This window comes from Sphingomonas carotinifaciens (genome assembly GCF_009789535.1).
Taxonomy (GTDB): Bacteria; Pseudomonadota; Alphaproteobacteria; order Sphingomonadales; family Sphingomonadaceae; genus Sphingomonas; species Sphingomonas carotinifaciens.
The window spans coordinates 671,539-686,355 of the sequence record NZ_WSUT01000005.1 but is presented as its reverse complement, the minus strand read 5'-3'; the positions used below and the strand labels follow the sequence as shown (position 1 = coordinate 686,355).

Sequence of the window (14,817 nt, the reverse complement as noted above, 5' to 3'; positions counted from 1 at the left end):
AGCGCGCATCAGAAGGGCTTCACGATCACCAGCACGACGATCAGCGTCACGGCGAGGGCCGGCACCTCGTTCAGCATCCGCAACTGCCGCCCCTGCAGCGTCGGCCGCCCCGCGGCCAGCTTTCTGGCATAGGCGACCGTCCAGCCGTGATAGCCGGTGAGCAGCAGGACGAAGACCAGCTTCAGGTGCAGCCAGCCCAGCCCGGGCACACCGGAAAACAGCCCCAGATGTGCCGCGAGCAACAGGCCCAGCAGCCAGACGACCAGCATCGCCGGGGTCAGGATGATCGACCGGATCTTGCCCTCGCGTTCGGTCCACAGCGCGGCTTCCTCGGTGCGCCCCGCCGCCAGCGCCTCCTGATGATAGACCAGGTATCGCGGCAGCATGAACAGCCCCGCCATCCAGAAGATCACGAAGATCAGGTGCGCCGCTTTCACCCAGTCATAGGCGGCACCGAGCAGGCCGGTCATCGGGAACTCCGGATATGGTGGATAAGGTGTTCGACATGCGCGATCGGCGTATGCGGCAGGATGCCGTGGCCCAGGTTGAAGATGTGCGGCCGCCCCGACAGTGCGCCAATGATACGGTCGACCGCCGCGTCCAGTTCCCGGCCGCCGGCGATCAGCGCCAGCGGATCGAGATTGCCCTGGACTGGCATCCCCTCCGGCAGCGCACCGTTCGCCCAGGCGGGATCGACCGTCTCGTCCAGCCCGACCGCGTCGACGCCGGTCTCGCGCGCATAGGCGGGCAGCTTGGCGCCGGCACCCTTGGGAAAGCCGATGATCGGCACGCCGGGGCAGCGCGCGCGCAAGGCCGAGACGATCGCCGCATTGGGGGCGATCACCCAGCGTTCGAACTGCGCCGGGCTCAGCGATCCCGCCCAGCTGTCGAACAGTTGCACCGCCTCCACCCCGTTCGCGATCTGCTGCGCCAGATACTCCACCGTCAACGCCACGATCGCATCGACGATCGCCTGGAACGCCTGCGGGTCGGCATAGGCAAAGGCGCGCGTCTCGCCCTGGTCCTTCGATCCGCGGCCGGCGACCATATAAGTCGCAACCGTCCAGGGAGAGCCGGCAAAGCCCAGAAAGCTGGTCTGTGGCGGCAATTGCGCCGCGACGCGGGCGACGGTCGCATAGACCGGGTCGAGGCGCTCCGGCACGCCCGCCAGCGCCTCCAGCCGGGCATCGACCAGCGCCGGGCTCAGCCGCGGCCCCTCTCCGGGTCCGAAGGTCAGGTCCTGGCCCAGTGCCCACGGCACCATCAATATGTCGGAAAACAGGATCGCGCCGTCGAAGCCGAAACGCCGGATCGGCTGCATCGTCACTTCGGCCGCCGCCTCCGGGTCGGTCGCCAGGGCCAGGAAGCCGCCCTTGTCGGCCCGCAGCGCGCGATATTCGGGCAGATACCGGCCCGCCTGCCGCATCAACCACAGGGGCGGCACGGCTGCGATTTTACCTTTCAATACGGAAAGCAAGGGCTTGACAGCATTTCCGTGAACTTCGGTGCCGATCGGGGCGAGGGTCAGGACGACCTCCTTCTTTCTATAAAGAAGATTCTGAAAAGGGATGTTGAGGTAGTTGGCGCGTGAGAATCCGGGATTATGCGTCCCTCCCCAAAATGCCAACAGCTTGACTCGCTGCGCCCGCATGAATCCGCGGGATTCGGAGTCAGGATTCCCATGACTCACAGGCTGTGGATAGAATCCTTCACTGTGGAAACCGGTGTGGATGAATCGACTCTTATCCCCAGCCACGCGCCGGCTTGGCGGTTAATCCCCAGTGCGCTAGCGCTTGCGCCCATGTTATCCACAGAGTCTCCCACGGCGGCATGAGCACGCGACTCCATCTGCACCTGCTGTCCGATTCCACCGGCGAGACGCTGGAGAACATCGCGAAGGCGGCGCTTGCCCAATATGACGATGTCGAAACCGTTCGCCATTTCTGGCCGATGGTGCGCACCGAGACGCATCTGGAGCGTATCCTGCAGGAGATCGCGCAGAATCCCGGGCTGGTGATCTACACGCTGGTCAACCCGTCGACCCGCCGCATCCTCGAAAGCCGCTGCCATGCGCTGGGGTTGCCTGCGGTGGCGCCGCTCGATCCGGTCAATGCGGCGCTGTCCGGCCTGCTCGGCGTACAGGCCAAGATGCGCCCCGGTCGCCAGCACGTCCTCGACGCCGCCTATTTCGCCCGCGTCGACGCGATCCAGTTCACCATCGCGCATGACGACGGCATCGCGTGGGAGGAATGGGAGGAGGCCGACATCGTCCTCGCCGGGGTCAGTCGCTCGTCCAAGACGCCGACTTCCATCTATCTGGCCAATCGCGGCTACAAAACCGCGAACATTCCCGTGGTGGTCGAAAGCCCGCCGCCGGCAGCCCTCTTCTCGCTGCGCCACCCGCTCGTCGTCGGCCTGACTACCAGCGCCGACCGGCTGATCGCGATCCGGCGCAACCGCCTGTTGTCGCTAAATCAGGCGCCCGACACCGATTATGTCGAGCAGGAGGCGGTCAACCGCGAGATCGCGTTCGCCAGGCGTATGTTCGCCGACAATGGTTGGCCGGTGATCGACGTCACCCGCCGCTCGATCGAGGAAACCGCCGCGGCGATCATCTCGCTCGTCAACCAGCGCCGCCCCGCCCCGGAGATACCGGCATGATCATCCTCGCCTCGCAAAGCGCCTCGCGCCGCGCCATGCTGGAGGCCGCCGGCATCGCGTTCGAGGCACTGCCCGCCCGCGTCGACGAGGATGCGGCCAAGGCGGCGCTTGCCGGCCTCTCCCCGCGCGACTTGGCCGACGCACTCGCAGAGTTGAAGGCGATCAAGGTGTCGCAGCGCGCCGGCCCCGTCCTCACCCTCGGCTCGGACTCGGTGGTCGCGCTTCACGACGGTACCCTGCTCGACAAGCCGACCAGTCGCGAGGAAGCGGCCGAGCATCTCGCCCGCATGTCCGGCCAAGTCCATGAATTGTGGAGCGCCGCGGTCATTGCCGAACACGGCGCCCCCGTCTGGCGCCATGTCGAGCGCGCACGCATGCATGTCCGCCCGCTCTCGCCCGCCTTCATCGAGGCGTATCTGGATCGGGAATGGCCCGCGATCGGCGGCTGCGTCGGCTGCTACCGGATCGAGGGGCCGGGCGTGCAGCTCTTCTCCCGGATCGAGGGCAGCCACTTCACCATCCTCGGCCTGCCGCTCCTCGCCGTGGTCGGCTATCTACGCACCCGCGGCGTGCTCCCCGCCTGAGATTTCCGCGCGCAGCGGCGCAGAGAGTGACATCGCCGCGAAGCGGCAGCTATCCCCTTCGGTTGCGAGAAACGACCGCCATATCCCCGCACAAACTCTCCGCGCCTCCGCGTCTCCGCGTGAATCAATCTTCTTTTCTCTTCGCGTCTTCGCGTCTTCGCGTGAACCAACTTTCGCTCGGAGATGTCCAAACCCGGCTTTGATTCACGCAAAGCCGCGAAGACGCGAAGAAAGGTTTTCACACAGAGATGGGATGAGGCGCGTGCTTCTCTGAGACTATGATGCCGCTGCGCGGCAGGGCGTCGTCCTCTGCGCGAACCGAACCCTTCTTCCCGGCAGCGAAGGATCGTAAGACAGGCCCATGACCAAGCCCTATGCCGAAGTGATCGGCGACCCGATCGCCCATTCCAAATCGCCGTTGATCCACGGCTTCTGGCTGGATGCGCTCGGCATCGATGCCGAGTACCGCGCGACGCATGTCACGCCTGACGCGCTGCCCGCCTATATCGAGAGCCGGCGGAACGATCCGGCATGGCGTGGTTGCAACGTCACCGTGCCGCACAAGGTGGCCGCACTCGATCTGGTCGAGGACCCGGGCGATGTCCGGGGCTCGATCGGCGCGGTCAACACGATCGTCCGGGCCGAGAATGGCGCGCTCACCGGCACCAACACCGACGCTGCCGGCTTCTATGCACCGATCGCCGACCTCGATCTGGCGGGCAAGCCCGTCACGGTGATCGGGGCAGGGGGCGCCGCCCGCGCGATCCTGTTCGCGCTGGCCCGGATGGATGTCGGCCCGGTCACGCTGATGAACCGCAACGTGTTGAAGGGAGCGGCTTTGCTCTCCTCCTTCGGTTTGAAGGGACAGGCGCTGCCACTGCAACCCGCAGCACCGCCCTCGGCCCTGGTGGTCAACGCAACCAGCCTCGGCATGACTGGCCAGCCGCCGCTGGCCCTCGACCTCACGGCATTGCCCGACGACGCGGTGGTGTACGACATCGTCTATGCGCCGCTCGAAACCGATCTGCTCGCCGCGGCGCGCGCGCGAAATCTCGACACGGTCGACGGGCTGGAGATGCTGGTCGGCCAGGCGGCGGTCGCGTTCGAGCTGTTCTTCGGCGCCGCACCGCCGCGCGACCGGGACGACGAGCTGCGCGACCGGCTGACGGCATGATCCTGCTCGGCCTGACCGGCTCGATCGGCATGGGCAAGTCGACGGTGGCGGCGATGTTTGCAGAGGAAGGCGTGCCGGTGTTCGACGCCGATGCCGCCGTTCATCATCTGCAAGGCCCCGGCGGCCGCGTCGTTGCCGCGATCGAGGCGGCGTTTCCCGGCACCACCGGGGCAGGGGGGGTGGACCGCCCGGCCTTGTCCGCCGCGGTGCTGGGCGACCGCCACGCGATCCGCCGGCTGGAGGCGATCGTCCACCCCGCCGTCGCCGAGGAACGCGCCGCCTTCATCGCCGCCCATGCCGATGTGCCGATCGTCCTGCTCGACGTGCCGTTGTTGTTCGAAACCGGTGGTGACCGTGCCGTCGATGCCGTCGTCGTCGTCTCCGCAGCCCCGGACGTTCAACGCGCCCGCGTGCTGGCGCGTCCCGGCATGACCGCGGCCAAGCTGGACGCGATCCTGGCCCGCCAGATGCCCGATGCCGAGAAGCGAGCGCGGGCCGATCATATCATCGCAACCGATGTGCCGCTCGCCGAAACCCGCGCCGCGGTGCAGCGGGTGATCGCTTGCGTACGCAGCAGCGAAGGCCGATAGTCTGTTCATGCGCGAGATCGTGTTCGATACCGAGACTACCGGCTTCAAATTTTCCGAAGGGGACCGGCTGGTCGAGATCGGCTGTGTCGAGATGGTCAACCGGGTCGAAACCGGTCGCACCTTTCACGCCTATTTCAATCCCGAACGCCCCATGCCGCCCGAGGCACAGGCGATCCATGGCCTGTCCGACGCGTTCCTGAGGGACAAGCCGGTGTTCGCCGCCGGCGTGGCCGATCTGCTCGACTTTATCGGCGATGCGCCGCTGATCGCGCACAACGCGACCTTCGACTTCGGCTTCATCAACGGCGAGTTGCAGGCGTGCGGCTTTCCGCCGGTGTGCATGCGCACCCGCATGGTCGATACGCTTGCCATCGCGCGCCAGCGGCATCCCGGTGCCAAGCATACCCTGGACGCGCTCTGCTCGCGCTTCGGCATCGATCGCTCGCACCGCGTGCTGCACGGCGCGCTGCTCGACGCCCAACTGCTCGCCCAGGTCTATGTCGAGTTGATGGGCGGTCGCCAGATCGGTCTGGGCCTTGGGGTCGAGACGGTGGAGGCGGCCGCAGCGCCCGTCGCGGTGCGCACCGTGGCAAAGGTGCGCCCGCCGCGCGTTTTTACCGTGCCGGAGGGAGAACTTGCCGCCCACACGGCGTTTCTTGCGAAGATCACTGATCCGATCTGGGGGGCCGGGGCGTCCGGATGACGCCGAACTGAAGGGACAGGCCAAAAGGACCGTCCGACTTATTTATTGGAGAAGACGATGGATATCCGGATTTCTGGTCATCAGGTCGAAACGGGCGATGCCCTTGGGACCCATGTCACCGACCGTCTTCAGGGTATCGCCGAGAAGCATTTCGCCCGCACCATCTCGTCCGAAGTGACCTTCGGCAAGGGGCCGCACAACGGCTTCAAATGCGACATCGTGATGCACGTCACCCGCGGGCTGGTGCTGAAAGGGCGCCATGACGCGCAGGATGCCCATCTCGCGTTCGACGGCGCGGCGACCCGCATCGAAAAGCAGCTTCGTCGCTATGCCCGCCGCCTGAAGGATCGCAACGCCAGCGAAGCGATCGAGATCGCCGAATCGATCGGCTACGACGCCGGCTATACGCTGTTCGCCGAGACGATCGATGACGATCAGGAAGCGGGCGATGCACCCCTGATCGTCGCCGAAACCCGTGTCGACATTCCCGACGCATCGGTCTCGGATGCGGTCATGATGCTCGATCTGCGCGATACCGCGGCGCTTTTGTTCAAGAATTCGGGCACTGGCGCCTACAACATGGTCTATCGCCGTGGGGACGGCACGATCGGGTGGGTGGAGCCAAGCCGCGCGGCTTGATCTATCGCAAGCCCCCGCCGGTCGCTATGGCGCGTCTCGCGCGGGGGCGCGCACCCGAGAAGTGACCATGACCGATTTCAGCGATATGCTGCGCCATGATGCCGTTCTGACCGGCGTCACGGCCGCCAACAAGAAAAGTCTTTTCCAGCAACTGGCATCCGTCGCCGCCCTTCAGACAGGGCTCGATCCGCGCGTCGTCGCCGAGAAGCTGGCGGAGCGCGAGAAGCTGGGATCGACCGGGTTTGGCGGCGGCGTCGCCATTCCGCATGGCAAGCTGGAAGGATTGCCGCAGATCGTCGCGGTGTTCGCACGCCTGGCGCAACCGATCGAGTTCCAGGCGGTGGACGATGTCCCCGTCGACCTCATCTTTGCGCTGTTTTCGCCGGTGGGGGCGGGATCGGACCATCTGAAGGCTTTGGCCCGCGTGTCGCGGCGCATGCGCGACCGCGCGTTCCTCGCCAAGCTGCGCGGTGCCGGCTCGCCCGATGCGCTCTGGGCGCTCCTGACGCAGGACGAGGCGCGTGACGCCGCCTGAGGGCGAAGCGGCGCATTTCCGCGCGCTGGAATCGCTTTACGCCCATGCCCCGATCAACCGGCTGTTCGAATCGACGCTGGAGGTGCCCGGCCCCGGCCTCGCCCGCATCCGCTTCCTGGTGGACGAACGGCATTATCACGCGGCGGGTGCGGCGCATGGCACCAGCTATTTCAAGATGCTGGACGATGCGGCCTTCTATGCCGCCAACAGCCTGGTCACCGATCGTTTCCTGCTGACCACGCAGTTCAACCTGCTGCTCACCCGCCCGCTCAAGGCCGGGCCGGTCACGGCGGAAGGGCGCTGGATCAGTGGCCAGCGCCGCGTGTTCGTGGCCGACGCCCGGCTGGTCGATGCCAGCGGTGAGGAGGTGGCCCGCGGCACCGGCACCTTCATGCGCTCGCAGATCGCCCTGGCGGCGCTGCCGGGCTATCGCACGGCATGACCGCGCGACTTCCCACCCGCCTGCTGGTCGATGCGCTGCTCCGCCGGACCAATGACGGCGGGGGCATGGGCCTGGTGATGGCGCGCGGCGATCACGACGCCGGCGGATTGCTGGTGATTGCGCTCGATCGCGGCGGGGAGGAGCGTTTTCTGGAGCGTCGGCTCGATTTCGACGGTCGCGCGACGTTGGTCGACGTAACGCCTGCAAACGATAGCAGAAATTACGCGCAGCGCCGCCGCGCGCAGGATCCGGACCTTTGGATCGTCGAACTGAACGTCCCGGAGCCGGAACGATTCATCGCTGAAACGCTCGGGCAAGGTTGACGGAACGGACCGTTCCGGCCACGAGGCGTCATCGCAAACACGCGTTGTGCTGCATTCGGGTGCGATCCGGATCGGTTACGCAGTCGGGGGGAAGCCCGGACGAGCGCCTTGGCCGCTCGGGTCCGTGATCCAACCGCATGTCCGTTTTGGTGAATGACTGTTTTCAAGCGGGTCGCGGCGTTCGCGACTATGACTCTCGCTGTCGCCGGTCTGCTCGGCACCAGCACACCCGGTCAGGCCCGACCCACCCATGCCAATGGGATCGCGGCGACCGGTATCGGGATGCTCACTCCCGCTTCCTTTTCCATCAACGTCTCGAATTTGATTCCGGTTCCGCAGACCGCCACGGCGGTGCAGGCCGCGACCCCCGATCTCTCGGATGCCGAGGCGGACGATTACGATACGCTGGCCGAAGCCGTCGCCGCCCAGACCGCGAGCGACGATGATGAGGCGCTTCGCTGCCTCGCCGGCGCCATCTACTTCGAATCCAAGGGCGAACCCCTGTCCGGCCAGCTTGCCGTGGCGCAGGTGGTCCTTAATCGCGCCCGCTCGGGCCAGTTCCCCTCCGAACTGTGCGACGTCATCAAGCAGCGGGGCCAGTTCGGCTTCGTGCGCGGCGGCGAAATCCCCGACATCAACGAAAGCCGCACCGCCTATCGCACCGCCGTCGCCGTCGCCAAGGTCGCGCTGGCAGAGGCCTGGGACAGCGAAGTCGGCAAGGCGCTGTATTTCAACACCCCCGATCGCCGCCCGGCCGCGCGCCTGACGCGCATCGCCTCGATCGGCAACCACATCTTCTATCGCTGATCGGCTGGTGACGATCCCGGCGGCATGCACGCCGGGTATTTGCCATGTTCCGTGAATGTTCTATGGCGGGTGGCATGTTGGACGTGCCGCCCGCCAGTTGCATCGAGGATCCCGCTTCGCCGTTCTGCGCCGCCGACGTCGCGCGCGGCGTGACCCGGATGCTGCTCCGCCACGATCTCACCACCATCGGCGAAGTGCCGCTGGAGGGCGGGCGCCGTGCCGACCTGATGGCGATCGATGCCAAGGGGCGGATCGTCATCGTCGAGATCAAGGTGTCGCGCGCCGATCTGCTCGGTGACGGCAAGTGGCCGGATTATCTCGATCATTGCGACCGCTTCTTCTGGGCAATGCCGGCCGGGTTCGACCTGTCGCCGCTCGATGGTCCTGCCTTCCTGCCGGAGCGCACCGGCATCATCGTTGCCGACCGCTACGACGCCGCGATCGTCCGCGAGGCGCATACCCATCCGCTCGCCGCCCATGTCCGCAAGCGCTGCACGCTCGCCTATGCCCGCCGCGCCGCCCGCCGCCTGACCGCGCTGATCGATCCCGACGCGGCAGGCTGAGGGGGCAGGGGCGCCTAGCGGGTCTCCCCGCAGACCACCGCGCCCCCGCCAGGCGCCCCCACCCGGCATTTCGGCCGCCCGCCAACCGTCACCGTGCCCAGCCCCATATTGGCGATCATCGCCGTGTAGCGTGCCCGCGCCCGCGTCTCGCCCGCCCCGTCCAGCCGTATCGTCAGGTCGCCGGCGTCCAGCGCCCCGGCATCAATCGTGCCCGTCCCGCTGGTGGTCAGCCTAGCCCGTTCGGCCCGTCCGCCGATGGTGATCGCACCGGGCCCGATCAGCGTCGCAGTCAGTTGCGGGGTCTCGGCCCGTTCTACCGCGATCGATCCCGCACCCGCCACCGACAGGTCCACCCGGTCGCCCCGGGTGGCGGTCACCGTCACCACGCTGCCCGCCATGGCACTCACCGCGCTCACCGCCAGCGCCGACACCGTGACCGTCACTGGCGTCGCCCGCCGCGGACCCCAGCCGGCACCCAGCGTATCGCGCGCCTTGCGCACCAGCAGCGTGCGCCCGTCGACCCGCACTTCCACGCCCTCCAGTGCATCCGCCGCCCCCGACACCACCGCGCGCGGCGAACGCCCGGTCACGACCTGCACCTTGTACGCCCCCTCGACCCGGATACGATCGAAACTGCCGAGCGGAATCTGGCGATCGGCCGCGCCCGCCCAGCCGGGCAGGCCGAGGAGCAACGGGAGCAGCAGGGTACGGGCTATCGTCATGCCCGCGATCCTCCCCCGACCAGCGCCGGGGGGCAAGCGATCATCCTCCGCAGCGTGCGCGTCCGGACCCCATGCGCGATGTCGTGCACCGGGCGTCCGGGCCCAGATCGGCATCGCCCGATCCCATGATCGACACGGTGGCGGGTCCCTCGACCCGTGTGGTGATGCTGCCCGATCCGGCGATCGACACCTCCGCCGATCTTGCCCGCAGCGCCGGTGCGGCAACGCTGCCCGACCCTGCGATGCTGGCGCGCAGTGCCCCCGCCGTTCCCGCAGCCTGCACGCTGCCCGACCCTGCGATGTTCAGGTCGGTCCGCTCCACCCGCAGTGCCGCGACGGTCAGCGACCCCGATCCGGCAAGACTGGCGTCGAAGTTCGGACCCTCGACCCGGTCGATCGTCATCGAACCCGATCCCGATACGCCGGCGTCGCTGATCCGCGGCATCGTCACGAACACCTTCACGCGGCCGCGCGAGGACCAGTTGCCGCCACGCTTCTCGCGTCCGACGCGCAGCGTATCGCCGCTGCGTTCGATGCGCAGCATGTCCAGTTCGCTGGCGGGACCCTCCGCACGGATCGAAAAGCCGCGGCCGACCTGTACCGCCACCGAATCGGCACCGCGGACATCGATGCCGGTAAAGCCGGTCACCGGATAGCTGCGGCTGGTGCCGCCCTCTGCCGCCCGCTCGGACGAGCAGGCCATGGCCGGGATGGCGAGCAGGATGAGGGTAGCGGGAACGAAGCGGCGCATGGCGATCCTCCTGTGTATTGTATATACAATACACACCGCCCGTTTCCTCGCCAAACGAAAAAGGGCGGCCCCGCACCGGAGCCGCCCCATCGAAGCCTTGGCCTGAACGAAAGACGTCAGGCGGCGGGCTTTTCCTTGTTGTAGATCGCGGCAGCGGCACGCAGGATTTCCAGAATCTTCTCCTGGGCCCGCGGCTCGTCCACCTCTTCCATCGCGGCCAGTTCGCGCGCCAGCCGGCTGGTCGCCGCTTCGAAGATCTGGCGCTCGGAATAGCTCTGCTCGGGCTGGTCGTCGGCACGGAACAGGTCGCGGACCACTTCGGCGATCGACACCAAGTCGCCCGAATTGATCTTCGCCTCATATTCCTGCGCGCGGCGCGACCACATGGTGCGCTTCACCTTGGGCTTGCCCTTCAGCGTTTCCATCGCCTCGCGCATCGTCTTGTCGGACGACAGCTTGCGCATACCCACCGATTCGGCCTTGTTGGTGGGCACGCGGAGCGTCATGCGCTCCTTTTCGAAACGCAGCACGTACAGTTCGAGCTGGAGCCCCGCAATTTCCTGCTTTTGCAACTCGATGACGCGCCCCACGCCATGCTTTGGGTACACGACATAATCACCGACATCGAAGGAGAGCGCCTTGGCAGCCATTGATGGGCCTTTCCGGATCAAGGCCTTCGCACGACCGCCGTTTCACGGATAACACCGTTCACAAAGCCGTCGGGAAGGAGGGGTCGAACACTAGAAGGCGGGCGAGGTCATGGAAGTTCGCCCGACATGGCCCCTTTTAACATGCCGGCAACAAAATTACTAGCCAAACTGTCAGTTTGACTGACCCGAACGCGGTAGTGGCGCAGGGGTTCCCCTACACCATCCCCGTTACCCCTGCAACTGCTTCGCAATAGAAACAGTCAAACCCGGATCTTGCCTTGGATCAGTCGCCCTTGCCGGGTTCGGCGGAGAAGAACTGCTCGTACTTGTTCTCCACGCCCTTCATCGCATCCGCATCGGGCGGCGTCTGGTCCAGCTTGCGGGTGACGTTGGGCCACTGCGCGGAGAAGGTGGTGTTCAGCTCCAGCCATTGCTCCAGATTGCTCTCGGTGTCGGGCAGGATCGCCTCGGCCGGGCATTCCGGTTCGCATACACCGCAATCGATGCATTCGGACGGATTGATGACGAGCATGTTTTCGCCCTCGTAGAAACAATCCACGGGGCACACCTCGACGCAGTCCATATACTTGCAGCGGATGCAGGCATCGGTGACGACGTAGGTCATGGAAACTCCTGAGGGGGTAACGCGGTGCTGCTATGTCGCGTTCCGGCTCGCGTCAATCGACACGCGCCTGCTGCGAAACGTTAGCAGTCTCCAGATCGGTGTAACAGCCTTGCGCCTCGGGCGCCGGGCCACGCCGGACGGGTAGCGCCTCTACACGGATCACCCGCACGCGTCCATGCGCTATGTAGGTCAACACGTTGCCGACGCGCACACAGGCATGGGCGCGATCGATCGCGCGCCCGTCCAGCCGCAAATGGCCATCGCTGGCGATCGCCTGCGCGGCGCTGCGCGTCTTGGCCAGGCGTGCCCACCACAGGAACCGGTCCAGCCGCATCGTGTCGGCCCGACCCGTCTCAGCCCGACCTATCTCAGCCCGATTCATCTCAACCATGCGGCCGCCAGTCCGCCAGCGCGGCAAAGGCGTTGTCGGGGGCGGGGCGGGCAGGGGGCTGCTTGGCGGCGGGCGGTCGCCCGTGCCAGCGCCAGCGATCGGTGCCATCCGCCTCCGCGGCCAGCCGGCGAAAACCCAGCTCGGCCATCAGCCGTGCGATCGTCGCACCGTCCAGTCCCATCGAGGTCGCCAGCGCCGCATCGGGCGTGAACGGCGTCCGCCCGGCGCGCGCATCGTGCGCGGCGCGCGCGATCCGCTCGACCAGATCGATCCGCACCGCCTGCGCGCCGAGCGGCCGGAACCCCGAGGCCAGCACCGCACCCGCCGCACCGCGTTCGAGAACGGTGGCGCCGGGTGCGGCCAGCGTCGGCGCACGTCCGTGCAGGCCCAGCAGCACCCGGCGCCAGCGGGCCGCTTCGGGCTTCAACAACCGTGCGTCGAACAGGTCCAGCGCGCCGATGGTGATGCCCGCCTGGCGCAGCCGCTTGCGATCGGGCTGGGTCAGCGTGTCGACGGTCGCGCGTTGCGGCATCCGGGGGGCGATCCCGCCCAGATCCTCCAGCGCCGCCGCGGTCGCGCGCAGTGCCGGTGTCGCCTGCGGGTCGCGCGCCAGGGCGGCAAGTGCAGCAAGCCCCGGCACATGCCGCCTGATCCCCTCGGCCAGCCAGCGTTCCATCCGACCCGCGATCCGCTCCCGCACATTGCGGTCCAGACATTCCAGGTCACGGTGCAGCACCACCTGCGGCCGCCCGGGCGTCGGCCCCGCATTCAACCGCGCCACGCCATGCCCTTCCCACAGCACGCCGCCCTCGTCGTCCAGGGTGAAGGCGCGCGGCTCGGCCGCCATCAATCCCTCCGCCCGGCGCGCGCGCTCATGGCCCAGCCGCTTTTCCGCCGCCGCCAGCAACAGCCGCTTGTCGGCTGCGCGGGCACCCGGCTCGACGGTGAAGCGAAACCCCTCCAGCCGTCCGATCGGGTGATCCTCCACCAGCACTTCGCCCTCGGGGCCGACGGTCACCGGCAGCGATGCCGCATCCGCACCGATCTGCCGGATCAGCGCGGTGGTGCGCTTGTCGACGAAACGCTGCGTCAGGCTGGCGTGCAACCCGTCGGACAGCCGTTCCTCGATCGCCTTGGTCCGGTCGGCCCAATGCGCGGGGTCGGCCAGCCAGTCCGCCCGCTGCGCGATATAGGCCCAGCTCCGGATCGCCGAGAGGCGCCCGGCCAGCGTTTCCACATCACCGGCCATCGTATCCAGCCGCGCGATCTCGTCCGCGAACCACTGGTGGGGCACATGCCCCGAACCCTCGCTCAGATAGCCGAACACGCGCGACACGAAGCGCGCATGCGGGTCGAGCCCCACCTTGCGGAAATCGGGAATGCCGCACGCCGCCCATAGCCGCGCCACCATCGCCTTGCCCCGCACCCGGTCGCGCACCCAGCGTTCGTCGGCCAGCCGCTTGAACACCTGCAGGTCCATCGCCAGCGGCGCGGCGCGCAACACGCCCGGCGGCGGGCGGCGCTCCAGGCTGGCGATCAGCGCATCGATGCTCGACAGGTCGGGCTCCCCCTCGCGCCAGAACAGATGCTCCAGCCGGGGAAAACGATGTTCCTCGATCGCGGTGATCTCTTCGGGCAGGAACGCGTCCGGCCCCTCGTCGGCCAGCGCGCCAAAGGTGCCGTCGCGCTGGTGCCGGCCGGCGCGCCCCGCGATCTGCGCCATTTCCGCCACGGTCAGCCGCCGCTGCCGCCGCCCGTCGAACTTGGACAGGCCGGCAAAGGCGACATGCGCCACGTCCATGTTCAGGCCCATGCCGATCGCGTCGGTGGCGACCAGATAATCGACCTCGCCCGCCTGGAACATCGCCACCTGCGCGTTGCGCGTGCGCGGCGACAGCGCCCCCATCACCACCGCCGCGCCCCCGCACAGGCGGCGCAGCATCTCGGCCACCGCATAGACTTCTTCCGCCGAGAAGGCGACGATCGCGGAGCGCTTGGGCAGGCGACTGATCTTCTTGGCGCCGGCATAGGTCAGCGTGGAAAAGCGCGGCCGGTTGACGATCTCGGCGTCGGGCATCAGCGCCTTGATCATCGGGCGCAGCGCCTCCGATCCCAGGATCATCGTCTCCTCGCGCCCACGCGCGCGCAGCAACCGGTCGGTGAAGACATGGCCCCGCTCGGGGTCCACGCCCAGTTGCGCCTCGTCCAGCGCGACAAAGGCGGCGTCACGGTCCGGCATGCTCTCGGCGGTGCACAGGAACCAGCGCGCGTCGCGCGGCACGATCTTTTCCTCGCCGGTGACGAGCGCCACCTGGTCCGGCCCCTTCAGCGCCACCACCCGGTCATACACCTCCCGCGCCAGCAGGCGCAGCGGGAAGCCGATGATACCACTGGAATGCGCGCACATCCGCTCGATCGCGAGATGCGTCTTGCCGGTGTTGGTCGGCCCAAGAACGGCCGTCACGGCGCCCGATACGCGGCTGGTCATGGCCCCTAACATCGGCACTCGGGTGCCCGCATGCAATGACGGGAATGCACAAGCGACGCCCGGCCGCGCGCGACCCACGGCCGACCGCACCAAAGCCCTGGATTTCCGTGCCTTCATTTGACTTTAGGAAAGCGGCGGCCACAACGGCGAAACACGGCGCCGGGGGGAT

At 67.5% G+C, this 14,817-nt stretch carries 19 protein-coding genes; 11 read left to right on the top strand and 8 right to left on the bottom strand.

What is annotated here, in order from left to right:
- Window positions 1–8 precede the first annotated feature (8 nt).
- Together GQR91_RS05195 and hemE are read right to left on the bottom strand one after the other, a co-directional pair.
- The gene (locus GQR91_RS05195) at window positions 9–470 is read right to left on the bottom strand and encodes a HemJ family protein (protein ID WP_149681409.1); all 462 of its coding nucleotides are present in this window, start codon (window positions 468–470) and stop codon (window positions 9–11) included.
- Window positions 467–1,513 carry a uroporphyrinogen decarboxylase gene (gene hemE, locus GQR91_RS05190; RefSeq protein ID WP_268878313.1) on the bottom strand — a complete coding sequence of 349 codons (1,047 nt, stop codon included), beginning with the start codon at window positions 1,511–1,513 and terminating at the stop codon, window positions 467–469. Before hemE ends, GQR91_RS05195 begins: the two co-directional genes overlap by 4 nt.
- Before the next feature lie 317 nt (window positions 1,514–1,830).
- Between hemE and GQR91_RS05185 the strand changes: the two genes are divergently transcribed.
- The 11 genes from GQR91_RS05185 to GQR91_RS05135 all read left to right on the top strand — a co-directional run bounded on the left by GQR91_RS05185 (window position 1,831) and on the right by GQR91_RS05135 (window position 9,021).
- A complete protein-coding gene (locus GQR91_RS05185; RefSeq protein WP_149681407.1) occupies window positions 1,831–2,661 on the top strand; it encodes a pyruvate, water dikinase regulatory protein in 831 nt (276 codons plus the stop codon).
- Window positions 2,658–3,245 carry a Maf family protein gene (locus GQR91_RS05180; RefSeq protein WP_112383921.1) on the top strand — a complete coding sequence of 196 codons (588 nt, stop codon included), beginning with the start codon at window positions 2,658–2,660 and terminating at the stop codon, window positions 3,243–3,245. The genes GQR91_RS05185 and GQR91_RS05180 overlap by 4 nt, the downstream gene beginning before the upstream one ends.
- 361 nt (window positions 3,246–3,606) lie before the next feature.
- Window positions 3,607–4,419 carry a shikimate dehydrogenase gene (gene aroE / locus GQR91_RS05175; protein ID WP_149681406.1) on the top strand — a complete coding sequence of 271 codons (813 nt, stop codon included), beginning with the start codon at window positions 3,607–3,609 and terminating at the stop codon, window positions 4,417–4,419.
- Complete coding sequence (gene coaE, locus GQR91_RS05170; RefSeq protein ID WP_149681405.1) at window positions 4,416–5,009, top strand: dephospho-CoA kinase; 594 nt, start codon at window positions 4,416–4,418, stop codon at window positions 5,007–5,009. Before aroE ends, coaE begins: the two co-directional genes overlap by 4 nt.
- Before the next feature lie 7 nt (window positions 5,010–5,016).
- Window positions 5,017–5,712, top strand: a complete 696-nt coding sequence (dnaQ, locus tag GQR91_RS05165) for a DNA polymerase III subunit epsilon (RefSeq protein WP_149681404.1) — start codon at window positions 5,017–5,019, stop codon at window positions 5,710–5,712.
- 57 nt (window positions 5,713–5,769) lie between these two features.
- Entirely contained in the window at window positions 5,770–6,351 is a 582-nt protein-coding gene (hpf, locus tag GQR91_RS05160; RefSeq protein ID WP_112383917.1) for a ribosome hibernation-promoting factor, HPF/YfiA family, read from the top strand.
- Window positions 6,352–6,418: 67 nt separating this feature from the next.
- On the top strand, window positions 6,419–6,886 hold the full coding sequence (locus GQR91_RS05155) for a PTS sugar transporter subunit IIA (RefSeq protein ID WP_149681403.1): 468 nt from the start codon (window positions 6,419–6,421) through the stop codon (window positions 6,884–6,886).
- The gene (locus tag GQR91_RS05150; protein ID WP_149681402.1) at window positions 6,873–7,328 is read left to right on the top strand and encodes a PaaI family thioesterase; all 456 of its coding nucleotides are present in this window, start codon (window positions 6,873–6,875) and stop codon (window positions 7,326–7,328) included. The genes GQR91_RS05155 and GQR91_RS05150 overlap by 14 nt, the downstream gene beginning before the upstream one ends.
- A complete protein-coding gene (locus tag GQR91_RS05145) occupies window positions 7,325–7,651 on the top strand; it encodes a DUF1491 family protein (RefSeq protein WP_149681401.1) in 327 nt (108 codons plus the stop codon). The genes GQR91_RS05150 and GQR91_RS05145 overlap by 4 nt, the downstream gene beginning before the upstream one ends.
- A 189-nt stretch (window positions 7,652–7,840) precedes the next feature.
- Window positions 7,841–8,458: a cell wall hydrolase gene (locus GQR91_RS05140; RefSeq protein ID WP_235903871.1), complete on the top strand. Its 618-nt coding sequence runs from the start codon at window positions 7,841–7,843 to the stop codon at window positions 8,456–8,458.
- Window positions 8,459–8,532: 74 nt separating this feature from the next.
- Window positions 8,533–9,021 (top strand): MmcB family DNA repair protein, encoded by a 489-nt coding sequence (locus GQR91_RS05135; RefSeq protein WP_149681399.1) that lies wholly within the window; start codon window positions 8,533–8,535, stop codon window positions 9,019–9,021.
- A 14-nt stretch (window positions 9,022–9,035) separates the two neighbouring features.
- Here the strand turns inward: GQR91_RS05135 and GQR91_RS05130 are convergent, their stop codons facing one another.
- The 6 genes from GQR91_RS05130 to GQR91_RS05105 form a co-directional block, all read right to left on the bottom strand.
- Window positions 9,036–9,743 carry a GIN domain-containing protein gene (locus GQR91_RS05130; RefSeq protein ID WP_160146737.1) on the bottom strand — a complete coding sequence of 236 codons (708 nt, stop codon included), beginning with the start codon at window positions 9,741–9,743 and terminating at the stop codon, window positions 9,036–9,038.
- Between the two features lie 40 nt (window positions 9,744–9,783).
- Window positions 9,784–10,494, bottom strand: a complete 711-nt coding sequence (locus tag GQR91_RS05125) for a head GIN domain-containing protein (protein WP_149681397.1) — start codon at window positions 10,492–10,494, stop codon at window positions 9,784–9,786.
- A 116-nt stretch (window positions 10,495–10,610) separates the two neighbouring features.
- Window positions 10,611–11,144 carry a CarD family transcriptional regulator gene (locus GQR91_RS05120; protein WP_112383911.1) on the bottom strand — a complete coding sequence of 178 codons (534 nt, stop codon included), beginning with the start codon at window positions 11,142–11,144 and terminating at the stop codon, window positions 10,611–10,613.
- Window positions 11,145–11,427: 283 nt separating this feature from the next.
- A complete protein-coding gene (gene fdxA / locus GQR91_RS05115) occupies window positions 11,428–11,769 on the bottom strand; it encodes a ferredoxin FdxA (RefSeq protein WP_112383910.1) in 342 nt (113 codons plus the stop codon).
- Window positions 11,770–11,821: 52 nt separating this feature from the next.
- Window positions 11,822–12,160: an RNA-binding S4 domain-containing protein gene (locus tag GQR91_RS05110; protein WP_249042517.1), complete on the bottom strand. Its 339-nt coding sequence runs from the start codon at window positions 12,158–12,160 to the stop codon at window positions 11,822–11,824.
- Window positions 12,153–14,648 (bottom strand): helicase-related protein, encoded by a 2,496-nt coding sequence (locus tag GQR91_RS05105; protein ID WP_149681396.1) that lies wholly within the window; start codon window positions 14,646–14,648, stop codon window positions 12,153–12,155. The genes GQR91_RS05110 and GQR91_RS05105 overlap by 8 nt, the downstream gene beginning before the upstream one ends.
- Window positions 14,649–14,817: the final 169 nt, after the last annotated feature.

Coding starts and splice junctions, on each gene's coding strand:
- GQR91_RS05125 (WP_149681397.1), bottom strand. CDS start 10,494: ATGCGCCGCTTCGTTCCCGCTACCCTCATCCTGCTCGCCATCCCGGCC.
- GQR91_RS05130 (WP_160146737.1), bottom strand. CDS start 9,743: ATGACGATAGCCCGTACCCTGCTGCTCCCGTTGCTCCTCGGCCTGCCC.
- GQR91_RS05110 (WP_249042517.1), bottom strand. CDS start 12,160: ATGGTTGAGATGAATCGGGCTGAGATAGGTCGGGCTGAGACGGGTCGG.
- GQR91_RS05195 (WP_149681409.1), bottom strand. CDS start 470: ATGACCGGCCTGCTCGGTGCCGCCTATGACTGGGTGAAAGCGGCGCAC.
- dnaQ (WP_149681404.1), top strand. CDS start 5,017: ATGCGCGAGATCGTGTTCGATACCGAGACTACCGGCTTCAAATTTTCC.
- GQR91_RS05180 (WP_112383921.1), top strand. CDS start 2,658: ATGATCATCCTCGCCTCGCAAAGCGCCTCGCGCCGCGCCATGCTGGAG.
- GQR91_RS05135 (WP_149681399.1), top strand. CDS start 8,533: ATGTTGGACGTGCCGCCCGCCAGTTGCATCGAGGATCCCGCTTCGCCG.
- GQR91_RS05155 (WP_149681403.1), top strand. CDS start 6,419: ATGACCGATTTCAGCGATATGCTGCGCCATGATGCCGTTCTGACCGGC.
- GQR91_RS05145 (WP_149681401.1), top strand. CDS start 7,325: ATGACCGCGCGACTTCCCACCCGCCTGCTGGTCGATGCGCTGCTCCGC.
- GQR91_RS05120 (WP_112383911.1), bottom strand. CDS start 11,144: ATGGCTGCCAAGGCGCTCTCCTTCGATGTCGGTGATTATGTCGTGTAC.
- hpf (WP_112383917.1), top strand. CDS start 5,770: ATGGATATCCGGATTTCTGGTCATCAGGTCGAAACGGGCGATGCCCTT.
- GQR91_RS05185 (WP_149681407.1), top strand. CDS start 1,831: ATGAGCACGCGACTCCATCTGCACCTGCTGTCCGATTCCACCGGCGAG.
- aroE (WP_149681406.1), top strand. CDS start 3,607: ATGACCAAGCCCTATGCCGAAGTGATCGGCGACCCGATCGCCCATTCC.
- fdxA (WP_112383910.1), bottom strand. CDS start 11,769: ATGACCTACGTCGTCACCGATGCCTGCATCCGCTGCAAGTATATGGAC.
- GQR91_RS05140 (WP_235903871.1), top strand. CDS start 7,841: ATGACTCTCGCTGTCGCCGGTCTGCTCGGCACCAGCACACCCGGTCAG.
- coaE (WP_149681405.1), top strand. CDS start 4,416: ATGATCCTGCTCGGCCTGACCGGCTCGATCGGCATGGGCAAGTCGACG.
- GQR91_RS05105 (WP_149681396.1), bottom strand. CDS start 14,648: ATGACCAGCCGCGTATCGGGCGCCGTGACGGCCGTTCTTGGGCCGACC.